The sequence below is a fragment of the Hydrogenobacter sp. genome, from assembly GCA_041287335.1.
Classification (GTDB): Bacteria; Aquificota; Aquificia; order Aquificales; family Aquificaceae; genus Hydrogenobacter.
The window spans coordinates 16319-37255 of record JBEULM010000037.1; the positions used below are offsets into that span (position 1 = coordinate 16319).

Here is a 20937-nt window from a genome sequence, read left to right on the forward strand (position 1 = left end):
GCATTCTTTTTAAAATAAAAGCATGTTTCTGCGTGCTTGGGGAGTATGCTTCTTTTGGCATAAAGATTGCAAGGAGATAGGCATGGACAGAAGGGATTTTATAAAAACCTGTGGAACTATAGCGGTAGCGTCCTTTTTGGATGCTGGATTTTTCTCTCAAGTGTTAGCCAATCAAGAGAGCTTTTTGAAGCTATACAATAAAGCCCTCTTACTTAAGGAAGATGGCTCACCGCTCACTGAAAAGGATATAATACCGCATAAGGAGTACATATTTTTCTATCCTTTTGCCTCTACTCCGTGCTACCTTATAAATCTAGGTGAAGAGGTTAAAGGAGTTGATGTGAAGCTGAATGACGGACAGACATATGCCTGGAAGGGTGGTGTGGGCAGTAAAAAGAGTATAGTCGCATACTCAGCCATATGCTCCCATCAATGGAGCTATCCAACAAAGGAATACGCCTTTATAAATTACTATCCTCCCGATAAAGCCTCAGAGACTACAAAAAGGGCAGGTATAATTCAGTGTTGCGCGCACCTTTCCGTATTTGATCCCAAAGCGGGAGGCAAAGTCGTAGAAGGTCCTGCGGAAGTTCCCTTAGCATCCATACTTCTTCAGGAAGATGGAGAAAAACTTTACGCCGTAGGTGTACTCGGTAAAGACCAATTTGACGCTTTTTTTGAAAACTATAAGACGGACCTCAGAAAGGAATACGGATCTACCACTAAAGCTAAAGAGCTTGTGGATAAATGTACAGTTATGGAGGTGGAGAAGTATGTTAAGGAGATCATCAGGTGTTAGCAGAAGGGACCTTATAAAGTCTACAGTGGGGGTGAGTCTTTTTCCAGTTTTGGCTTTTTCCCAAGTATCTGCCAAAAGGGAAAAGGCTCAAGTGGTTATTGTAGGTGGTGGATACGGGGGAGTGACCGCTGCCAAATACCTCAAAAAGGAAAATCCTGATCTGAGCGTTACCTTGATTGAGGAAAGGCATTTTTTTATGTCTTGCCCTCTGTCTAATCATTTTTTGGCAGGTCTCATGGAACTTACACCGTTGTGTTTTGCTTACAATGTTCTGGAAACAAAGTATGGTGTGAAAGTAATTACGGATAAAGTTATAGGTATTGAGCTTGACAAAAAGACCGTTAGAACATCGCAAGAATACATAAACTATGACTTTCTTATACTTTCTCCTGGTATAGATTACGATATAGAGGACAAGCCTTTTTACGCTGAGACTTTGGTATACTATCCGCCTGCTTTCAAACCTGGTTCTGAACACATATACCTCAAGAAGCTTCTCAGCGAGTTTGAGGGTGGAGATATTGTAATAACAGTTCCACCACCACCTTACAGATGCCCTCCTGCGCCTTACGAGCGGGCAGCTCTTATAGCTGATATGATAAAGAGAAACAAGTTAAAGGCTCACCTGTATTTTGTGGATGCCAATGAAAGACCCTTAATAAATTCTGAGGGTTTCCTATCAGCATATTATGACCTTTACCGGGACGTTGCCACCTATGTAACCTCTGCTCAGGTCAAGAATGTGGATGTGAAAAAGAAGATAGTCAAGACATCTTACGGTGATTTCAAATTTGATCTTGCAAATATTATACCACCTATGAAGGCTCATAGTATCTTAGCTTCAGCTGGGCTTCTCAAGAAGAATGAAAAGTGGGTAAGTGTTGATCCCCTCACTTTTGAGACACAGGTGGAAAATGTCTTTGTTATAGGGGATGCATCAATGAGCTATCTTCCAAAAAGTGGCTACGCTGCACATTCGGAAGGTAAAGCTGTTGCCAAGATCATAAACGCAAGACTAAAGGGTAAAGAAATCAAAGAGGAGCTTCTCCAGATGGTTTGTTACGCTATGGTAAGTGACAAAGAAGCCATAATGACTGAGACGAGCTTTAAGTATGAAAAGGACAAAAATAGATTTATACCGCTCCATAGAGAAGACAACCAAAGAAAGGAAACTACAGCCAAGAGGTATATAGAGTGGGCTAAGGGTTTGTGGAGGGATATGTTCGGATAAATTTTACCCTTATGAAGATATACAGGTTAGGCAAAAGGGATCACCTGAGATCCATAACCATTTTTCACGCAATGGCACGCTTGGGGTACACGGGTCTTGTGATTACGGAACCAAAAGATACATACGTAAGCATAGGTTACTTTGACAGGTTGGAAGACATAATAGATTACGAAAAGTGCAAAAGATTGAACATACCTGTGATAAGGCGAGAGGTGGGAGGTGGTGCGGTGCTTCTTTCGGAAGGTCAAGTCTTTTACCAGCTTATACTACCTAAAAAGTTGGTGCCTTTCAAGGTGGAAGATGCCTACAGGAAATTTTCTAAACCTATTATACAAACATACAGAAAACTCGGTGTTGAGGTAAGCTACAGACCTATCAATGACTTGGTTCTCAAAAACGGTAAAAAAATAAGCGGTCAAGGTGCGGCGGACATAGGCGAGTGTTTTGTATTTGTCGGTAATGTACTTCTGAGGTTTGACACCAAGCTCATGTCAGAGCTTTTTAAAGTGCAAGAGGAAAAGTTTAGAGACAAGTTATACAAGAGTCTTGAAGAAAACATAAGTTGGGTGGAGAGGGAGACGGGAAGATCCTTCTCTTACGAGGAAGTAGAAAATACACTTGCGGAGGAGTTCTCAAAAATTATTGAATTTGATGGAGAAGGCAAACTAAACGATGAGATCTTGGAGCTTGCGGACAGATTAAGAGAAGAAATGACATCACCCAATGTTCTCTTTGAAGATACTGGAAGAAGGCACAAATTCCTAAAGATAAGGGAAGGTGTGTATGTGAGAAACGCAGTCAGAAAAGCGCAAGGAGGTCTCCTAAGGTGTGAAGTTTACCTCACAGACAGTCACATAGAGGATGTAAGAATTTACGGGGATTTTTCACTTGTACCTAAGTCAGCCATCACAGATCTTGAGGACTCACTCAGAGGTACCGCACTTGAGAAAGTAAAGGAAAAGGTGAAGGAGTTTTTAGAAAGGGTGGATATGCCCGGTGTTGAAGTAGAAGACTTTCTTTATCTTTTACTCGGCGAGTGAAATCAAATCTTTCTAAAACTGTTTATATAAAACTTGACAAAGAATAACTAAAGTTATATCTTAAAGATAAAACTGCTGGAGGTGGAAAGATGGCTGAAAAGATACTGGGTATTGATTTGGGAACTACTAATTCGGTTGTAGCTGTTATGATGGGGGATGAGCCGGTGGTTATAGCAAATCAGGAAGGTTCCAGGCTCACTCCTTCTATAGTTTCTTGGACAAAGGAAAAAGATGTGCTTGTGGGTGAGCCTGCCAAAAGGCGTGCCATACTTGATCCAGAAAATACTATATACGAATCCAAGAGGTTCATAGGGAGGAAGTTTGAGGAAGTAAAGGAAGAAGCAAAGAGGGTATCTTACAAGGTAACTGCGGATGACAAAGGGGACGCGAGCTTTGACGTTCCAAATGCGGGAAGGCTCGTAAGACCTGAGGAAGTAGGCGCTCACGTGCTAAAAAAACTCAAAGAAGCTGCTGAAGCTTATTTGGGTGAGAAGGTGACCAAAGCGGTTATTACCGTACCGGCTTACTTTAACGAAAGACAAAGACAAGCTACAAAGGATGCTGGAAAGATAGCTGGTCTTGAGGTTCTAAGAATACTTAACGAACCTACCGCTGCAGCTCTCGCTTATGGGCTTGACAAAAAGGAAAATGTAAAGATACTGGTTTACGACTTTGGAGGAGGAACCTTTGATGTTTCCATACTGGAAGGCGGTGAAGGTGTCATAGAGGTAAAAGCCACCGCAGGAGACACGCATTTGGGTGGTGCTAACATAGATGAACGTATAATGGAGTGGCTCATAGAAGAGTTTAAGAAAGAAACTGGCATTGATCTCAGAAAAGACAGAACAGCCCTTCAAAGGCTAAAAGAAGCTTCAGAACAGGCAAAGAAGGAACTATCCTTCAAGTTAGAAACGGAAATAAACCTTCCCTTCATTACCATAGACCCTTCTACCAACCAACCAATGCATCTTCAAAAGACACTCACCAGAGCGAGGCTTGAGGAGATGATAAAGGATCTGGTAAACAGAACTATGGAGATAGTAAAGCGTGCGCTTGAGGATGCAAAACTCAGACCTCAGGACATAGATGATGTAGTGCTTGTAGGTGGATCTACGAGAATACCTTTAGTTCAACAGAAGATAAAGGAGTTTTTTGGAAAAGAACCTCACAAAGGTGTAAATCCTGACGAAGTTGTAGCCGTGGGTGCAGCTATCCAAGCCGGAGTTTTATCTGGAGAGGTTAAAGAGATTCTCCTCGTGGATGTGACACCTCTATCTCTGGGTGTAGAAACTTACGGAGGTGTGATGACCGTATTGATTCCGAGAAACACACCCATACCTTACAGAAAGTGCGAAACTTTCACAACAGCGTCAGATTATCAAACGGAAGTGGAAATACACGTGCTCCAAGGTGAGAGACCCATGGCAAGGGATAACAAATCTTTAGGCAAGTTTTACCTCACCGGTATCCCTCCAGCTCCGAGAGGTGTACCCAAGATAGAAGTTTGCTTTGACATAGATGTGGATGGTATACTTCATGTGACCGCAAAGGATCTTGGAACGGGTAAAGAGCAATCCATAAGAGTTCAGGCATCCTCAGGTCTCACTCAAGAAGAGATAGATAGAATGGTAAAGGAAGCACAACTTCACGAAGAGGAAGACAGAAAGAAAAAGGAGCTTGTGGAAGCTAAAAACCAACTTGATCAGTACATATACAACCTTGAAAAGGTACTCAGGGAAAACAGAGAAAAGTTGCCTTCCGATCTAATATCCGAGGTAGAAAGAACTATAGAAGAATCCAAAAAGGTTATGAATACCGCGCAGGAAGCTGAAGAAGTGAGAAAAGCTATAGAGAAAGTACTTGATGCCTCTTCTAAGATAGGCAGTAAGATATACGAATCAGCTGGTCAGAAAAGTAGTGGAGACGGTGGCGATGTGATAGAGGGTAAACCTCTGTGAGGATTTTTCCTTTTTTTCACTAAAATGGTATCATATCATATATGCGGGATTACGTTCCAAAAGAGATAGAGGAAAAGTGGCAAAGGGCCTGGGAAGAACAGAGGGTTTTTAGGGCAAAAGAAGAGGGTCAAAAGGTATATGTGCTTGAGATGTTTCCCTATCCTTCCGGAAGAATACACATGGGTCATGTGAGGAACTACACCATAGGTGATGTTATAGCGAGATTTTTAAGGTTTAAGGGCTATAGCGTACTTCACCCCATGGGATGGGATGCATTTGGTCTTCCTGCTGAAAATGCGGCGATAAAGCAAGGTATCCATCCTGCTGACTGGACTTACGAGAACATAGCTTACATGAAAGACCAACTCAAAAGACTCGGCTTTTCTTACGATTGGGATAGAGAAGTGACCACCTGTGACCCAGATTACTATCGCTGGAATCAGTGGATATTTTTAAAGCTTTACGAAAAAGGGCTGGTTTACAGAAAACTCGCAGAGGTAAATTGGTGTCCCAAAGATGAGACTGTACTTGCCAATGAACAAGTTATAGATGGAAGATGTTGGAGATGCGGAACCTCTGTTGTTAAAAAAGAAGTGCCTTCATGGTATATAAAGATCACGGATTATGCGGAAAGGCTCCTTGAAGACCTTAAACTTCTTGAAGGTAAGTGGCCTGAAAAGGTGATAGCTCAACAAAGGAATTGGATAGGAAAGTCAGAAGGTGCAATAATAAGGTTTTACGTTGACGATATACCCGTTGAAGTATTTACTACAAGACCAGATACCATCTTCGGAGCTACCTTTCTCGTGCTTGCACCCGAACACCCTCTCACTATTAAATTTGCTGAAAAAGGCGGAAAACTGAGTGAAGTCATGTCTTTTGTTGAGAAAGTGAGATCCGTTCCAATAAAAGAGAGGGGTAAAGAGGAAGAGAAAGAGGGCATCTTTTTGGGTGTATACGCCACAAACCCAGCAAACGGAGAGAAGATACCTGTATGGAGTGCCAACTACGTACTTTACGAGTACGGGACAGGTGCCATTATGTGTGTTCCAGCACACGATCAGAGAGATTATGAGTTTGCCATAAAGTATAAGCTTCCCATAAGACAGGTAATTTCTCCAAAAGATGGGCAGGTACCTTCAGAAAGAGCTTACGAAGGAGAAGGTATACTGATAAACTCGGGGCACTTTAATGGACTTGAATCCCAAGAAGCAAAAAGAGTAATAACTTCTTGGCTCAAAGAGATGGGATACGGAGATTTTAAGATAACATACAGGCTCAGAGACTGGAACATATCAAGACAGAGATATTGGGGAACACCCATACCGATCGTATACTGCAAAGAGTGTGGAATTGTGCCAGTTCCAGAAGAGGATCTTCCCGTCTTGCTCCCGAGAAACGTCAAAATCACTGGACATGGCAATCCTTTGGAGAGCGTGGAAGAGTTTGTAAATACGGTATGCCCCAGATGTAAAGGTCCCGCAAGGCGTGAAACTGATACCATGGATACCTTTTTTGATTCCTCCTGGTATTTTTTAAGGTATTGCGATCCCAAAAATGAAAAACTTCCCTTTGACAGGAGCAAAGTGGATTTCTGGATGCCAGTAGACATTTATATAGGTGGTATAGAACATGCGGTTCTTCATCTTCTTTATGCACGCTTTTTCCAGAAATTCCTCAAAGATCTGGGACTTGTTAGAGATAGTGAACCATTCTTAAGCTTGATAACTCAGGGTATGGTGCTCAAAAGGTGGGTAAGCATTGAGACATATCTTTCCCATCTTGGTCTCACTGAGGAAGATAATGTAGATGCACTTTTGGAGAAAATTCGTGAGGAGGTAAAGCATGTCCAAGGAGTTTGAGATAGGTATAAGCCTCATAAGAAAGGTTCTGCCCGAGTTAGAAAGTCTACTCGGTGCGCAGGATAAACTTGCAGCGAGAAGGATAGTAAACTCCATATTTAACCCTATAACCGCCTCAGCTTATCAGATTAGGGTAGGGAGTGGTCCGAGAAAGGATGAGCTTTCCAGCTTACTTAACTTGCTGGTTAGTCAAATGAGAGAACTGTCCGATCTTGATACTCTTAAAGCATCCGTTAAAAAGCTTTTGGAAGTTCTTAAAGAGGTTGAAGAAGAACTATCAGCTCCTCAGGAACAAAAGAATGCTTGAAAATGTGACATTGAGAAGCCTTTTCAGGAAAAAGAGAGAAGGGCAGAAGATCACCATGGTATCCACCTACGATTACATATCAGCCAGGCTATGCGATGAGGCAGGTATAGATTGCGTATTGGTTGGTGATTCCTTGGGAATGGTGTTTCAGGGTCTTGAGTCCACTCTTCCTGTCACCCTTGAAGAAATGATATACCACACGAAGGCAGTCAAAAGAGGTGTGAAAAGAGCTTTTATTATAGTAGATATGCCCTTTATGAGCTATCAAGTAAGTCAAGAAGAGGCACTGCGCAACTGTGCGAGAGTAATGAAAGAGACAGGGGCTAACGCCGTAAAACTTGAGGGAGGACAGGAGATAGCGGAACTTGTTCACAGACTCGTGAGTGTAGGCATACCCGTAGTAGGGCATATAGGTTTTACACCGCAGAGTGTTCACGCACTCGGTGGATACAGGGTGATAGGCAAAAAGGAGGACGAGCGTGAAAAGTTAAAAAGGGATTTTAAGGCTTTGGAAGATGCGGGAGCTTTTATGGTAGTTTTGGAAAGTGTGCCTTCTTACTTAGCCAAGGAGATAAGTCAGCCTGCAAAGAGTATAACCATAGGTATAGGAGCAGGTCCTCACTGTGACGGTCAGGTACTTGTTTTTCACGATCTTGTAGGTCTGGTGGAGGATATAAAACCCAAGTTCGTAAAAAGGTATGTGGAAGGTGCTAAAATATTCAGAGATGCACTCAAAAGGTATAAGGAAGAGGTAGAAAAGGGGATTTTCCCTTCAGAGGAAGAGAGCTATGGATGAGGCGAAACTCTTAGAGCTTTTTGTGAGGCTCGGCTATATAACAAAGGATCAGGCATCACAAGCTTACGCTGGAAAAGAGAAAGATGAAGATATTATAAGTTCGCTCATAAGATTTGGATTTTTGGATGATGCAAAGCTGGCTGACTTTTATTCTAAGAACATGTCCCAGAGGTTCTGGAAGGATAGCGTGGAGGATATAAAAATACCCGAGCATATACTTAAGGAACTTCCTGAAAATCTTCTAAGAAAGTATTCTATGGCACCTGTCAAATACGAAGACGGGAAGCTTACTATAGTCACTGTAAATCCCTTTAATCAATCAGCCATAAACGAACTCAGGTTTAAAAGTAAGATAAATACCATAATACCCTATGCTGGTACGAGAAAAACCGTTGAAACTATACTCAACAAGCTCTACCCAACGGTAGCCAAATTCATCGAGGAGTTGGAACCTGCGGAAGAGGTAGAGATAGAGAATCTTCCTATAGATCTATCTCCGGAGGCACTTGCAGCAGAAGCGGGAGAAGCACCAATAGTGAAACTCGCTAATTACCTCATATACGAAGCGGTCAGACTTGAAGCTTCAGACATACATATAGAACCTTACGAAAAGAAAGTGGTAGTAAGATACAGGGTGGACGGTATACTACGTGTATTTCACGAGTTTCCATTGCGCGTCAAAGATCCGCTCACCGCAAGGTACAAAATAATGTCCAACATGGATATAGCGGAAAGGAGAAAGCCTCAAGACGGAAGGATAAGGGTAAAGGTGGGAAACAAAAGGGTGGATCTGAGAGTATCTACAGTCCCAACCGTTTACGGTGAGAAGGTAGTTATGAGGATACAGGAGGCGGAAAGATACTTGAATGTAAAGCTTGAAAATCTCGGTTTTGAGGAGGACGATCTTGAAAAGTTTAGAAAAGCTATATGGACACCTTGGGGAATGATATTGGTCACAGGACCTACCGGTTCAGGTAAAACAACCACCCTTTACGCATCGCTTATGGAAAGAAATACACCTGATGTAAATATAATGACTGCAGAAGATCCCGTCGAAGTTGCAATCCCAGGACTCAATCAGGTTCAAATAGCGGAACATATAGGGCTCACTTTTTCAACCGTTCTTAGGGCTTTTCTCAGGCAAGACCCTGACATTATCCTCATAGGTGAGATAAGAGATACAGAGACCGCAGAGATAGGTATAAGGGCAGCTCTCACCGGACACTTAGTCTTCTCTACCCTTCATACTAACGATGCGCCATCTTCAATCACAAGACTCGTTGATATGGGAATAGAACCCTTTCTCGTAGGATCTTCCCTAATACTCATAGTTGCCCAGAGGCTTGTAAGGAAGCTTTGTCCCGTTTGTAAAGTTGAAGCAAAGCTACCCAAAGAGACGCTTGTCAGGATGGGTGTATTGAAGGATATGCACGAAGATATCGTCGTATATACACACAAAGATGGCGGTTGTGAAGCATGTAACGGTACAGGTTATAAGGGAAGGACCGCCGTTCATGAAATCTTAGAAATAGACGAAGATCTGAGAAAGCTGATCATAAAAGGTGCTACGTCAGAAGATATAAAGGATATGGCAAAGAAAAGGGGGATGAGGAGTCTTTACGAGGCAGGTATACTGAAGGTAAGGAAAGGAATAACTTCCTTAGAGGAAGTGGCGAGGGTTCTTGCAAAGTAGAGAAATTTGCTATAATTATAAACCTTATGAAATACGACAGAGAGCTGGACATAAGAGGTGATGTTTGTCCTTTCACTTTTGTGAAGAGTAAGCTCGTACTTGAACAGATGGATAGAGGAGAAATATTGAGAGTTATTGTGGACTACAAACCATCCGCTGAAAATGTACCTAAGAGTATGAGAGAAGAGGGACAGGAAGTTCTCGCAGTTAATCAAATAGGAGAAAGGGAATGGGAGATAATAGTGAGAAAGGTAAGATGAGATTCCTGTTTGTTGTAACGAGCAACCCATTTGCTAAGGACTTTAGCACACTGCTCTATCTGGTGAGTGCTCTATCTAAGGAAGGCGAAGTCGTTATGTTCTTTTCTGGTAACGGTGCTTACTACCTTACAAGACCTGAAGCAAAGAAGTTCAAAGATGCAGGTGCAAGGCTCCTTTACTGCGCACATTCAGCTCACCAGAGGGGTGTAGAAAAAGTTCCCGACTTTTTTGAAAGTAGCTCTACTTATAATCTCTCTAAGATGCTTCCTGAATATGATAAGGTTTTAGTGTTTAATTGAGATGAGAAAGGTTGTCTTTTTACTTAAAGGTGATCCCTTCTCCTGGAAAGCTCACGAAGCTTTTCGTGTGGGTATGGCAATAGGTATAAACAGCGAGGTAAGTTTTGTGCTCATAAAAGATGGTGTCTATGCTCTCACACGCTGGTATCCTGAAAAATTAGAGATACATGGTTTTGATAAATTACTTGAGAACATAGATTATGTGAATGTAAAACTTTATGTGGAAGATGCATCCGCTGAAGAGAGAGGACTAAAAGAGGCGGATTTTGTGAAGAATGTTAGTTTTATAAGTGCTGACGAGATAAAAGAGATTATAAGGAATGCGGAGGCTGTATTCGTATGGTAAACACGCTTTGGCTTGTTAGAAAGCTGGGAGATTTCTCTTCTGACCTTGTAGATGAGGACAAGGATGTAGTGATCCTAATTCAAGACGGTGTCTTGCGCTTTCCTACAAAAAAAGGCTGGTTTCTTTGCAAAGAGGATGCTCAAGCAAGAGGTATCAAAGTTCCAGAAAACGCAGCGAAGAGTTATGAGGAGATAGCAAAACTTATAGTAGAGGCTAAAAGGGTAGTGGTGTGGTGATATGAGGTGGAAGATAACGAAGGTTTTTGACTTTGAGGCTGGACACAGAGTTTGGAAGCAAAATCTTACCTACGGAAGGGGATCTGAGTTCACAAGAAGGGATGCCATGCCACAAAACAAATGCGTAAACCTTCACGGACACAGTTATACCCTTGAGGTTACCTTAGGTTCTGACACGCTGAGCGAGCAGGACATGGTTATGGACTTTTACCACGTGAAGAACGCCCTTAAGGATATCATAGATAAGATGGATCACAGTTTTATAATAGACACAAATGATCCAATGTATCCAGAGCTAAAACAGGTTGCCGAAAAGTACGGAGCCATGAAGATATTTCCTGTTGATTTTTGTCCAACAGCGGAAGCCTTAGCTAAGTTCTTTTACGATTTTTTAACGGATAGGCTCAATCAGGCGGGACTTTTGGGAGAGGTTAAGGTGATCAGCGTGATCCTGTGGGAAACGAGAACTTCAAAAGCCGAATACAGACCAGAATGAATCTGAAAATAGCGGTCGGCGGGAGGGTGTTTGAACTTTCCATTCCCTTTCCGTATGGAGAAAATCCTACAGGGTATCGTGTACTTCTTCCATCGGGTAAAACGGGCATAGTTCTTGGCATAGGCAAAGGAGGGGAACACATACAAGATGCTAAGTTTCCAGATGATAAACCTATCGTGTCTGCCGAACATTTAGAGACTTTGAGGGATCTTTCAAAGCTTTATGGACTCAATCCTTGGATGCTTCTTTTTAATCTGCTCCCTGAAGAGTTCCTTTGGAGAGAAGAGACGTATCTTTTATCCACAGGCAGATCCATTTACGGGCTTGACAGCAAAAGTATGCAGGTTATTAGTTATGTGCAAAAGAGAAAAGGTGTAAAGGAAAAGCAGATCAAAAATAAATTTGGTTGGCAGCTTGTGGAACTGCTCATTAGCAAGGGATTTTTGAAGAGGGAAAAAAGGTGGGACATACCTGAGGTCAAAACCGAGATCCTAAAGCTGGGACTACCCTTTGAAGAGGCTTACGAGAAGGTAAAGAGGTTAAGGGTAAAAGAGGAAAAGTTATCCATACTGAACTATTTAAAAGAGCGCACTTTTGCGAGTTTGGACGAACTCAGAGATATGGAATTTAAAGTCCGTGACATAAACTACCTTTTGGAAAAGGGTATACTCGTAAAAGAGGAGTACCCAGAATCTTATAGTGCAAATACCGTGAGATCAGATTGGAAGATCTCTACTCGAAAACTTCAAAAGAGCGGTATCATTTGTGGAGGTTACAGTATCGCTCTTAAAAGGTTAAGGGATGTACTACAAACTACTTTTTTACAGGGTAGATCGGCTCTAATCGTATGCACAACTCTATCTGGTCTTTTTTCGCTTGAAGTTGAACTTAAAAACACTTTCGGTGATGATCTTCTCGTTATATCCTCTAAAGAAAAATCGAGAGATCTTTTAAGAAACTGGTTCAAAGCGCAGGATGGGAACAAAATAGTATTAGGTAGTAGGTTGTCGCTCCTTGTGCCCGTAAGGGATATAGATGTTATAGCTTTATTTGATGATGCAGGGACTAAACTTCCAAATGGTATAGATCTTAGAAACTTCCTTTATCTGCTGTCAAAATATACAGGGGCAAAGTTCCTAATCGTATCGCCTGCCATAGATATACATACGTATAATCTTATAAAAGCGAATAGGGTGGAAATTGAGTACCTTATGCAAAAATTAGAGGTACACGTGGTAAAAAGGAAAGAAGAGGAGGTACTTTGTTCTGAGTCTGTAAAGCTCTTGGAAAAATATGCGGACAGAAAGGTACTTTTCTTGGTCAACAAGAAAGGTTACGGTTACGCATACTGTCCTAAGTGTCAAAGCTTATGTATATGTCCTTTTTGCGGTACTTTCCTGACGCTTTACAAAGAAAGCGAAAAGATCCTTTGCACAAGTTGCGGTTTTAAAAGTGATCTCGTTTGTCCGGAATGTGCAGGCGATGTGAGAAGCTCAAGTTTTGGTATAGAAAAGGCTATGGAGGAATTGGAAAAACTTTTTGGAATAAGGAAGAACTTTACCTTTGATACCTTCCCAGCCTTTGAGGATACATACGATCTAGTCATAGTGCTAAATGCCGATAACCTACTTTCCGTACCTTTTTTTAACGCGGAAGAAAGCTACTACAGATACCTCTGGAGGGCTAGGGCTATAGCGCGCGATAAGCTTTTAATACAAACGCTCTTCCCAGAACATCCCATATTAAAACATCTGCAGGAGGGAGATTGGAAAAGTTATTGTGAAAGCGAATTAAAACGCAGAAGAGAGGAAAAGCTTCCACCCTTTTCAAGAATACTGTTGGTGCGGTTTACAGAAGACAAGAGTAAAGAGTTACAGAAGCTAGCAAAAAATTACGGTCTTGAGATCAGATACAGAAAAACCGGAAGATTGATGGAAGTTCTCGTTAGGGGAAGCTTTTATAATATGAGTAAGATCATAAAAGAAATCAGGATTCTCAGACCTCTGCATCTGGAGTTTTTCTGAGGATATCCATTACATGGAACATATCTTTGTCACCTCTACCTGAAAGGTTGAGGATCACTACACCTTCCCTTCCTATTTCTTTTGCAAGCTCTATAGTTTTCAAAACAGCGTGAGCAGGCTCTAAGGCTGGTATAATACCTTCAAGTTTTGAAAGGATCTTAAAACCTTCAAGAGCTTCTTCGTCGTTTGCCCATACATACTCAGCTCTCTTACTCTCAAATAAGTAGGCATGTTCTGGACCGACACCGGGGTAATCAAGACCTGCAGATACCGAGTGCGTAGGCAGTATTTGTCCCTCTTCGTCCTGCAAAAAGTAAGATTTCATACCGTGAAGGATACCCACGCTCCCACCGTTTATTGAAGCTGCGTGTTTACCTGTATTCAAACCTAAGCCCCCAGCTTCAACGCCTATAAGTCTCACCCCTTCATCTTCCAGGAAGGGATAAAATATACCCATAGCGTTAGAACCACCGCCTACGCATGCGATAATCGCATTTGGCAGTTTACCCTCCAGTTTTAGTATCTGTTCTTTTGCCTCTTGTCCTATTACCTTTTGGAAGTCCCTGACTATAAGGGGAAAAGGGTGTGGACCTACGACGGAGCCTATTATGTAATGTGTTGTCTCTACGTTAGTTACCCAATCTCTGAGAGCTTCATTTATAGCATCCTTTAATGTCCTGCTCCCACTTTTGACTATACTCACCTGTGCACCCAAAAGCTTCATTCTGAAAACATTAAGCTCTTGCCTATGTGCATCTTCTTCACCCATATATACTGTACAATCAAGACCTAAAAGGGCGCAGGCTGTTGCCGTGGCAACGCCGTGTTGACCGGCACCAGTTTCAGCTATAACCCTTTTTTTACCCATCCTTTTGGTGAGCAAAGCCTGTCCGAGTGTGTTGTTTATTTTGTGAGCGCCTGTATGTAGGAGATCCTCCCTCTTTATATAGATCTTGGCGCCTCCCGCATACTCGGTGAGATTTTTGGCAAAATATAGGGGAGTAGGCCTTCCTGCGTAAGTCCTTAGGTAATAATTCAGCTCTTCCCAAAAGCTTTTATCTGATCTTACCTCCTTATATTGACCTTCAAGCTCTTCAAGGGCATACATGAGAGTTTCAGGAACAAATTTACCGCCAAAGTTACCAAAGTATCCTTTATTATCTGGTAATTTCATGAATCTATGTTCCATCTGACACCTTTTATTATATCATGGATCTTATGGATGCCCTTTTGATTACCGGAACTGATACAGGTGTGGGGAAAACCTTTATGGCTTATAACCTCGCTTACGCTCTAAAGGAGAGAGGTATCAATGTAGGATACTTAAAACCCGTTGAGACTGATGTTAAAACTTTGCCTGCTGATGGCTCTCTTTTGGCAAGCGTAACAGGGCAGGATATAAAGGAAGTTGTACCTGTCACATTTTCTCTTCCTCTTTCGCCATATGCGGGTATTTTGGAGGAAGGTGGAGACTTTTCTCTTGAGGAATTATATACTCACTTTGAGAAGATGTTAAGAAAGTACAGCATAGTTATTGTGGAAGGTGCTGGTGGTATAGCGGTGCCTATAAAGAAAGGTTACGACTATGCGAGGCTCGCAAAGGACTGGAATTTACCAATTTTGATCGTAGCAAGGGCAGGTCTGGGAACAATAAACCACACTTTTCTGTCTTGGTTTTACGCTAAAGAGATGCATCTTAATATAAGGGGTATAGTTATGAACGGTTTCGGAAGTGACGATGTATCGGAGAAGACAAACGCTCGCATAATAGAGGAGCTTACAGGCATAAAACCATTAAAAATTCCCAAAATTGAAGGATCACTTCTTCCTACCTATCTGAGAGAAGCTCTCCTTGACTTTATCCGGCTTTAACCTGTAATAAGCTGATACTCTTTCAACCATCTGTTTAAAGTAAGGTGCCGCGGCAGTTCCACCATAAGCTAATCCTTTTGGTTCATCAACGGATATACCTGCAACGAATCTTGGATCCGTTGCAGGAAAGTAACCTACAAAGTAGGCTACCACCTTATCCCTTGAATAGCGCCCTACCCTAAAGTCAAACTTCTGGGATGTCCCAGTTTTACCAGCTATTGTAAAGTAGTCGGATCTGGCAAGTTTGGCAGTGCCTTCCTCAACTACCCTAATCAGGTTTCTATGCAGCCAATTCATAACCTTAGGTGAAAAGAGTCTATCCCTTATTACCTCACTCTGGTAGTAAGTTCTGTTTCCTTGCGCATCCTCTGTATACAGAACTATTCTTGGCTTGACCATCTTACCTGTGGCGAGAAAAGAAAAAGCAGTGCATAAATTGAGGAGGTTTACAGACAGGCCTTGTCCGATGCTTGAGTAGAGGATGTTAGCAGGATATCTGTAGTCCGGCAGTTTAGGTTTAGTTTCCCCAGGTAGAATTCCAAATGTATTTTTAAAGTGTATCTTTTCCATCAGCTCTTGTACATCTTTTCTTGATAGGAATTTAGCTATCTTTACCATCCCCACATTGGAGGACTTTATAAGCACTTGGTCAAGTGGGAGATCACCGTAAGGGTGTACGTCTCTGACTATTCTTCCGTAAACTTCCGTCTTCCCCCACCCTGCGTTCACCACATAATTCTCAGGTATGTAACCTTTGTCTAAAGCCATACCCAAAAAGAAAGGTTTCATGACGGATCCCGGCTCAAAGAGATCCGTAACCACAAAGTTCTTCCTCTCCCAAGGGCTATATCTCTGATAGTTGTTTGGATCGTAATAGGGATATGTAGTCATACCCAGTATATCTCCATTTTTGGTATCCATGACCAGTATGGACACCTTTTTGGGTTTCCAGTCCCTCACTATTTGATCCCTTATATCTTCCAATATGCTTTGTACACCTAAGTCTATTGTTGTATAAACCGTTTCCGTTTTCAAAACATGGATATCGGCTATAGGTTCTATAGCAAGCTTTCCAGCTTCCGGAGAGAGAAGAAAGCGGACATTCGTCCCTTTCTCATCAAAGAATGTATTTAGCATATACTCAAGACCTTCAAGTCCCTTCCCATCATCACCACAAAACCCCAGCAGATTACTCGCCAAATGTCCGTGAGGATAAAACCTTTTGAAATCCTCCTGAACACCTACAGCCCTCATATTATCCGTATCCTTTATAACACCTCTAATGTAAGGTAGAAGTTCCTTATCCACCTTCCTTGCGAGCCATACAAACTTCCTGTGTGAATTTAGACTTTCAAGTATCTGTTTCTCCGGCACGTGGGTTGCAGCTGAGAGTCTACTTGCAAGCTCTTCTTTATTTAAGACATACTTAGGGAAAGCGTATACCGAGATGGTAGGGATACTCAAAGCCAGATCGTTGCCTCGCCTATCCTTTATAGATCCTCTGTAGACAGGCATGTTTACTAGTGCGATCTTTGGAAACTTTTCTGCCACTTTTTCCACATACTCTGTTCTTCCTACGAGTTGAAGGTAAGCTGTGCGCAAAAGAAGCACGGAAAATCCAAGAAATATTAAGAAAGAAACCAAAAGTATCTTTGAGTTTTCCTTCCTAAGCTCTTGCATAACAAAGTTGAAGGAACTCTTTGAAAATGTTTTTCGCGTCGTGAGGTCCAGGTGACGCCTCAGGATGATATTGAACGCAATATATAGGCAGGTTTCTGTGTTTGAATCCTTCCAGTGTATTGTCAAGCAAATTTACATGTGTTATTTCCACATCTTTCAGGCTGTCAGCATCCACAGCAAAGTTGTGATTTTGAGCTGTTATCTCTATGTGACCATCTCTCAGATCCTTTACTGGATGATTTCCTCCATGATGTCCAAACTTGAGTTTATAAACCCTACCTCCTAACGCAAGCCCTATTATCTGATGTCCCAAACATATACCCATTATGGGCTTTTCTTCCATAAATTCTCTGACAAGTTTTATACCTTCCATGACCCTCTGTGGATCACCTGGCCCGTTGCTCAAAAGTATCGCGTCAGGATCTATTTTTCTTAAGTTTTCGCGCGCATTATAAGGAGGCAAAACGATCACCTTTGCACCTTCACTGACGAGCCTTCTGAGAATGTTACGTTTTACACCAAAATCCACAACAGCCACAAGAGGTTTGTTAACTTCTTTAACCAAATACCCTTTGTGGAGATCCCAATCGCCTTCTCCCCAATAATAAACTTCGTGCGTGGCAACTTCTCTAACGAGATCTAACTCTGATATGTCTTTTATACCCTTTGCTTTTTGAATGAGTTGTTTTGGATCATTCTCACGTGTTGATATTATGCCTCTTAAGACACCCTTCTCCCTTATCTTTTTTACTAATGCCCTTGTGTCTATACCCTGGATACCTACCACCCCATATTCCTTAAGGTAATCATCAAGGCTCTTCTTTGCTCTCCAGTTGCTGTAAAATACAGAAAGCTCTTTTACTACAAAGCCATTTACTTGAACCTTCCCAGACTCCACATCCTCATCGTTGACTCCGTAATTGCCTATTTGAGTGTACGTCATAACTACGATCTGACCTTTGTAAGATGGATCCGTGAGAATTTCCTGATAACCCGTCATAGATGTGTTGAAAACTATCTCTCCTTGAGCTTCCCCTTCTGCCCCAAAAGAATATCCTACAAAATAAGTTCCATCTTCTAAGGCAAGTATCGCTCTCTTCATAGCTCTTCCAAACGGAGAGGGCGGGATTCGAACCCGCGGTAGGGTATTTAGCCCTACAACTCCTTAGCAGGGAGCCGCCTTCGGCCTCTCGGCCACCTCTCCTGCCTTTAAAGTTAAAGTTGCGGGGGGAGGATTTGAACCTCCGACCTTCGGGTTATGAGCCCGACGAGCTACCAGGCTGCTCCACCCCGCGTTGTGTTCAATAATTATAAGTTTACAACTCTATCAAGTCAAGATCTATTTCTGACATAGGCTTGCCCACATCATCCTCTACTACCACTATGTTTTCAAGCCGAATACCGAACTTACCCGGAATGTATATGCCCGGCTCTATAGTAAAGACCATACCTTCCTGTATTAACCTTTTGCTGTCTTTTCCTTTATAATAGACTCTCGGATATTCGTGTATATCAATACCTATACCGTGTCCAGTAGAGTGATTGAACAGTCCCTTGAATCCCTTCCTTTCTATGTGCTTTCTTGCAGCTCTATCCACATCTCCTAAGGTATTTCCTACTTTTACCTTATCAAGAGCAAAAAGGTGTGCGTCTTTAACGGTTTGATAAGCTTTTCTGAACTCCTCGTCAGCTTTGCCGATGAATACAGTTCTTGTGAAGTCTGTACAATAACCCTTCCAAACCAGACCCATGTCTATAAGAAGGTTTTTACCCGACTCTATCTTCTTTTGGGAAGTTTCCCAGTGAGGTATCGCGGAACCTTCACCGCTTGCCACTATAGCTGGAAAGCTCTCTCCGCTTGCACCCATTTTGAAAATCTCTTCCACTATGAAAGCCCTTAAGTCCATTTCTCTCATACCGGGTTTAACAAATTCAAGGAGTTTTCTATATATGAGATCGCTCTTTTTAACACCCTCACGCATTATCCCTATCTCTTCTTTACTTTTTATCGCTCTCATCTCTTTTAGAAAACCAGAAAAACCTATCCACGCAAAACCTTTTGATCTTAGCGAACGTTTTAGTTCACAGCTCACCTTATCCATTTCGTAACCTATCCTCTTAGCCCCAAGCTCTTTCAAAAAAAACTTTATGTACTTTACAGCGTTCTGATCTATGAGTTTTACATCCCATTCAGGAAGGAAACTCTTTGCTCTCTCGTAATATCTTGCATCAGTAAGTAGGTGATGGCTGTCTGGAGTAATTATCACATATGCGTGACTCGATCTAAAACCAGTGAGATAAAAGACGTTTGATGGAGAACTTATCATAAAGGCATCAAGGTCACTCTTTTTGACAAGCTCCTTCACTTTCCTTAGCTTCATCTTAGCCCCAAAAGCTTTCTGTACTTAGCTACCGTTCTTCTGGCTATGTCTATACCTCTTTCTTTTAAAATCTGTGCAACCTTACTGTCACTAATAGTCAAGTTCTCCTGCAATACCTCCTTTATGGCTCTCATCACTTCTTCTTTGCTCATACCTCCCTTGCTTTCCTTCACAAAAAAGAATTTCAAGGGATATATGCCCGCAGGTGTTTTTGCGTATCTGGAGTTGATCACCCTACTTACTGTGGACATGCTCACTCCAGAGCTTTCAGCAATCTCCTTTGCGGTCAATGTCTTTAAGGGTTCGTTTTTGATCAAAAATCCCTCCTGCCTCCTTACTATAGCTTCCCCTATCTTTCTCAATACGTTTCTTCTTATTTCAAGGATAAGCTTTAGCGCTTTTGCTCTCCTGAATTTTTCCTTGCTTATTTCATCCTGAGGCTGTATCTTCTCATCCATTTCTACATCTATAAAATCCTCCTGTATAAAGATATACCAACTCTCTCCGTCGTATTCCAAAATTATGTCTATCCTTGCACCTACTGGAGACAGATCCTCTCCCTCTATGGGTCTTAGCCTGAGACGTGATAGGATATCTTTTATTTCGCCGTCAATATTTCCAGTCTTTAAAGCGTGCAAGACTTTTTCGTGAATTTTTGTTTCTTTTGGATACATCTCCTGTAGCTGTACTTTTATAAACTCTTCCAGATTTCTTGAAGCAACACCGACGGGTTCTATTTCCATCATAATAAACTCCCTTATGTCTTCTACGTATTCTTCACTCACTCCATAGAGTTTTGCTATATCCTGCGTACTATCCTTGAAAAATCCATCGGAGCTGCATCTGTAAAGTATCTCAAGAGCTATCTCTTTATCTATACCATCAAACTCAAGACTTATCTGTTTGGAAATATCGTCAAATAAGCTATCCTTTGCCACAGCTTCTTTAACTCTCCCTTCCTCCTCTCCAAAGAACCATCTGGGAATGCGCTTTACCACGTGAGTTATATAAGGGTTTTGATTTTCCTCTTCTTTGAGTATTTGCTCCAACTCCTGAGAACTTTTAGTCAAAAGCTCCACATCCTGTTTTAAAAGTACTGATAGGCTAAGCTTTGGTTTTACAGTAGTTTTTAACTCACCTTTTACCATAGAATAAAAATGTAAACTACCCACCTTCCATAAGGCGAATGGAAACCTCCTCAGAACTATTATAAGCCTATTGAATAATCTGTCAAGTAGCATTTAGGCTGTTGCGTCTGCAACTACACTGACCCTTGACAAAAGATCTTTTTCGGTATATTATATAAAAACGTGGGTTAAAAAAGCGGGAGTGATAAACTCCCTCCCCCTCCCTCCCCTAATTGTTTGCCCCACCGCCCGGTGGGGCTTTTCTAAAAAATTATGAGATTTCCTCATCTGACCGGTGCTAAATTTGTAAGGAGGTTAAATAGATTCGTTTGCTCCATACTCATACAAGGAAAAGAGTTTCCGGCTTATATAAGAAATACGGGAAGATTGAGTGAGCTTTTAAAGGAGGGAAGTTCTGTATACGTAAAGCATAAGAGTAGAGGTAAATACAACTATGAGCTTGTTTTGGCAGAATATGGTGAAGGGATTTTAGTATGTCTTGATGCACAAATAGCGCCCAAGCTTTATGC

21 protein-coding genes and 2 tRNA genes are annotated in these 20937 nt (G+C 41.8%); 16 read left to right on the plus strand and 7 right to left on the minus strand.

Annotated elements, in window-relative coordinates; all coding sequences use genetic code 11:
* The first annotated feature begins 22 nt into the window (after positions 1–22).
* From ABWK04_05275 to ABWK04_05340, 14 genes are all read left to right on the plus strand, one after another.
* The gene (locus ABWK04_05275; GenBank protein ID MEZ0361297.1) at positions 23–799 is read left to right on the plus strand and encodes a (2Fe-2S)-binding protein; all 777 of its coding nucleotides are present in this window, start codon (positions 23–25) and stop codon (positions 797–799) included.
* Complete coding sequence (locus tag ABWK04_05280) at positions 774–2030, plus strand: FAD-dependent oxidoreductase (GenBank protein MEZ0361298.1); 1257 nt, start codon at positions 774–776, stop codon at positions 2028–2030. The genes ABWK04_05275 and ABWK04_05280 overlap by 26 nt, the downstream gene beginning before the upstream one ends.
* A gap of 11 nt (positions 2031–2041) precedes the next feature.
* Entirely contained in the window at positions 2042–3070 is a 1029-nt protein-coding gene (locus tag ABWK04_05285) for a lipoate--protein ligase (GenBank protein MEZ0361299.1), read from the plus strand.
* A gap of 89 nt (positions 3071–3159) precedes the next feature.
* A complete protein-coding gene (gene dnaK, locus ABWK04_05290; GenBank protein ID MEZ0361300.1) occupies positions 3160–5028 on the plus strand; it encodes a molecular chaperone DnaK in 1869 nt (622 codons plus the stop codon).
* Between the two features lie 41 nt (positions 5029–5069).
* Positions 5070–6890, plus strand: a complete 1821-nt coding sequence (gene leuS, locus ABWK04_05295; GenBank protein ID MEZ0361301.1) for a leucine--tRNA ligase — start codon at positions 5070–5072, stop codon at positions 6888–6890.
* Complete coding sequence (locus ABWK04_05300) at positions 6874–7197, plus strand: hypothetical protein (GenBank protein ID MEZ0361302.1); 324 nt, start codon at positions 6874–6876, stop codon at positions 7195–7197. Before leuS ends, ABWK04_05300 begins: the two co-directional genes overlap by 17 nt.
* Complete coding sequence (gene panB, locus ABWK04_05305) at positions 7190–7993, plus strand: 3-methyl-2-oxobutanoate hydroxymethyltransferase (GenBank protein MEZ0361303.1); 804 nt, start codon at positions 7190–7192, stop codon at positions 7991–7993. The genes ABWK04_05300 and panB overlap by 8 nt, the downstream gene beginning before the upstream one ends.
* The gene (locus tag ABWK04_05310; GenBank protein ID MEZ0361304.1) at positions 7986–9686 is read left to right on the plus strand and encodes a GspE/PulE family protein; all 1701 of its coding nucleotides are present in this window, start codon (positions 7986–7988) and stop codon (positions 9684–9686) included. The genes panB and ABWK04_05310 overlap by 8 nt, the downstream gene beginning before the upstream one ends.
* A 26-nt stretch (positions 9687–9712) precedes the next feature.
* Positions 9713–9946 (plus strand): sulfurtransferase TusA family protein, encoded by a 234-nt coding sequence (locus ABWK04_05315; protein MEZ0361305.1) that lies wholly within the window; start codon positions 9713–9715, stop codon positions 9944–9946.
* Positions 9916–10245, plus strand: a complete 330-nt coding sequence (locus ABWK04_05320) for a DsrE family protein (GenBank protein ID MEZ0361306.1) — start codon at positions 9916–9918, stop codon at positions 10243–10245. The genes ABWK04_05315 and ABWK04_05320 overlap by 31 nt, the downstream gene beginning before the upstream one ends.
* Position 10246: 1 nt before the next feature.
* On the plus strand, positions 10247–10591 hold the full coding sequence (locus ABWK04_05325) for a DsrE family protein (GenBank protein ID MEZ0361307.1): 345 nt from the start codon (positions 10247–10249) through the stop codon (positions 10589–10591).
* On the plus strand, positions 10585–10827 hold the full coding sequence (locus tag ABWK04_05330; protein ID MEZ0361308.1) for a sulfurtransferase TusB: 243 nt from the start codon (positions 10585–10587) through the stop codon (positions 10825–10827). Before ABWK04_05325 ends, ABWK04_05330 begins: the two co-directional genes overlap by 7 nt.
* A gap of 1 nt (position 10828) precedes the next feature.
* Positions 10829–11323, plus strand: a complete 495-nt coding sequence (locus ABWK04_05335; GenBank protein MEZ0361309.1) for a 6-carboxytetrahydropterin synthase — start codon at positions 10829–10831, stop codon at positions 11321–11323.
* On the plus strand, positions 11320–13347 hold the full coding sequence (locus ABWK04_05340; protein ID MEZ0361310.1) for a primosomal protein N': 2028 nt from the start codon (positions 11320–11322) through the stop codon (positions 13345–13347). The genes ABWK04_05335 and ABWK04_05340 overlap by 4 nt, the downstream gene beginning before the upstream one ends.
* Here the strand turns inward: ABWK04_05340 and trpB are convergent.
* Positions 13319–14521 (minus strand): tryptophan synthase subunit beta, encoded by a 1203-nt coding sequence (gene trpB / locus ABWK04_05345; GenBank protein MEZ0361311.1) that lies wholly within the window; start codon positions 14519–14521, stop codon positions 13319–13321. The two genes, ABWK04_05340 and trpB, sit on opposite strands and share 29 nt — an antisense overlap.
* A 44-nt stretch (positions 14522–14565) precedes the next feature.
* Here trpB and bioD point away from each other — a divergent pair, with 44 nt between their 5' ends.
* On the plus strand, positions 14566–15219 hold the full coding sequence (bioD, locus tag ABWK04_05350; protein ID MEZ0361312.1) for a dethiobiotin synthase: 654 nt from the start codon (positions 14566–14568) through the stop codon (positions 15217–15219).
* On the opposite strand, the gene ABWK04_05355 is transcribed toward bioD, so the two are convergent.
* The 6 genes from ABWK04_05355 to ABWK04_05380 all read right to left on the minus strand — a co-directional run bounded on the left by ABWK04_05355 (position 15166) and on the right by ABWK04_05380 (position 20428).
* Positions 15166–16899, minus strand: a complete 1734-nt coding sequence (locus tag ABWK04_05355; protein MEZ0361313.1) for a penicillin-binding protein 2 — start codon at positions 16897–16899, stop codon at positions 15166–15168. The genes bioD and ABWK04_05355 overlap by 54 nt on opposite strands.
* Positions 16886–18001 (minus strand): glutamine-hydrolyzing carbamoyl-phosphate synthase small subunit, encoded by a 1116-nt coding sequence (gene carA / locus ABWK04_05360; GenBank protein ID MEZ0361314.1) that lies wholly within the window; start codon positions 17999–18001, stop codon positions 16886–16888. Before carA ends, ABWK04_05355 begins: the two co-directional genes overlap by 14 nt.
* A gap of 12 nt (positions 18002–18013) precedes the next feature.
* Positions 18014–18103, minus strand: a tRNA-Ser gene (locus ABWK04_05365).
* Positions 18104–18120: 17 nt separating this feature from the next.
* Positions 18121–18194 (minus strand) — tRNA-Met (locus ABWK04_05370).
* 21 nt (positions 18195–18215) lie between these two features.
* Positions 18216–19280, minus strand: a complete 1065-nt coding sequence (locus tag ABWK04_05375) for a Xaa-Pro peptidase family protein (GenBank protein MEZ0361315.1) — start codon at positions 19278–19280, stop codon at positions 18216–18218.
* The gene (locus tag ABWK04_05380; GenBank protein ID MEZ0361316.1) at positions 19277–20428 is read right to left on the minus strand and encodes a LacI family DNA-binding transcriptional regulator; all 1152 of its coding nucleotides are present in this window, start codon (positions 20426–20428) and stop codon (positions 19277–19279) included. Before ABWK04_05380 ends, ABWK04_05375 begins: the two co-directional genes overlap by 4 nt.
* A gap of 252 nt (positions 20429–20680) precedes the next feature.
* Between ABWK04_05380 and ABWK04_05385 the strand changes: the two genes are divergently transcribed.
* Positions 20681–20937 (plus strand): sugar fermentation stimulation protein SfsA (locus ABWK04_05385; protein ID MEZ0361317.1); only part of this gene is annotated, 257 nt, incomplete at its 3' end.

What these genes read in the sequence shown, in the direction of transcription:
- leuS (MEZ0361301.1), top strand. Translation starts at nt 5,070, where the DNA reads ATGCGGGATTACGTTCCAAAAGAGATAGAGGAAAAGTGGCAAAGGGCC.
- ABWK04_05315 (MEZ0361305.1), top strand. Translation starts at nt 9,713, where the DNA reads ATGAAATACGACAGAGAGCTGGACATAAGAGGTGATGTTTGTCCTTTC.
- ABWK04_05330 (MEZ0361308.1), top strand. Translation starts at nt 10,585, where the DNA reads ATGGTAAACACGCTTTGGCTTGTTAGAAAGCTGGGAGATTTCTCTTCT.
- carA (MEZ0361314.1), bottom strand. Translation starts at nt 18,001, where the DNA reads ATGAAGAGAGCGATACTTGCCTTAGAAGATGGAACTTATTTTGTAGGA.
- trpB (MEZ0361311.1), bottom strand. Translation starts at nt 14,521, where the DNA reads ATGAAATTACCAGATAATAAAGGATACTTTGGTAACTTTGGCGGTAAA.
- ABWK04_05380 (MEZ0361316.1), bottom strand. Translation starts at nt 20,428, where the DNA reads ATGGTAAAAGGTGAGTTAAAAACTACTGTAAAACCAAAGCTTAGCCTA.
- ABWK04_05325 (MEZ0361307.1), top strand. Translation starts at nt 10,247, where the DNA reads ATGAGAAAGGTTGTCTTTTTACTTAAAGGTGATCCCTTCTCCTGGAAA.
- dnaK (MEZ0361300.1), top strand. Translation starts at nt 3,160, where the DNA reads ATGGCTGAAAAGATACTGGGTATTGATTTGGGAACTACTAATTCGGTT.
- ABWK04_05375 (MEZ0361315.1), bottom strand. Translation starts at nt 19,280, where the DNA reads ATGAAGCTAAGGAAAGTGAAGGAGCTTGTCAAAAAGAGTGACCTTGAT.
- ABWK04_05335 (MEZ0361309.1), top strand. Translation starts at nt 10,829, where the DNA reads ATGAGGTGGAAGATAACGAAGGTTTTTGACTTTGAGGCTGGACACAGA.
- bioD (MEZ0361312.1), top strand. Translation starts at nt 14,566, where the DNA reads ATGGATGCCCTTTTGATTACCGGAACTGATACAGGTGTGGGGAAAACC.
- ABWK04_05340 (MEZ0361310.1), top strand. Translation starts at nt 11,320, where the DNA reads ATGAATCTGAAAATAGCGGTCGGCGGGAGGGTGTTTGAACTTTCCATT.
- ABWK04_05355 (MEZ0361313.1), bottom strand. Translation starts at nt 16,899, where the DNA reads ATGCAAGAGCTTAGGAAGGAAAACTCAAAGATACTTTTGGTTTCTTTC.
- ABWK04_05285 (MEZ0361299.1), top strand. Translation starts at nt 2,042, where the DNA reads ATGAAGATATACAGGTTAGGCAAAAGGGATCACCTGAGATCCATAACC.
- ABWK04_05275 (MEZ0361297.1), top strand. Translation starts at nt 23, where the DNA reads ATGTTTCTGCGTGCTTGGGGAGTATGCTTCTTTTGGCATAAAGATTGC.
- ABWK04_05310 (MEZ0361304.1), top strand. Translation starts at nt 7,986, where the DNA reads ATGGATGAGGCGAAACTCTTAGAGCTTTTTGTGAGGCTCGGCTATATA.
- ABWK04_05300 (MEZ0361302.1), top strand. Translation starts at nt 6,874, where the DNA reads ATGTCCAAGGAGTTTGAGATAGGTATAAGCCTCATAAGAAAGGTTCTG.
- ABWK04_05320 (MEZ0361306.1), top strand. Translation starts at nt 9,916, where the DNA reads ATGGGAGATAATAGTGAGAAAGGTAAGATGAGATTCCTGTTTGTTGTA.
- ABWK04_05280 (MEZ0361298.1), top strand. Translation starts at nt 774, where the DNA reads ATGTTAAGGAGATCATCAGGTGTTAGCAGAAGGGACCTTATAAAGTCT.
- panB (MEZ0361303.1), top strand. Translation starts at nt 7,190, where the DNA reads ATGCTTGAAAATGTGACATTGAGAAGCCTTTTCAGGAAAAAGAGAGAA.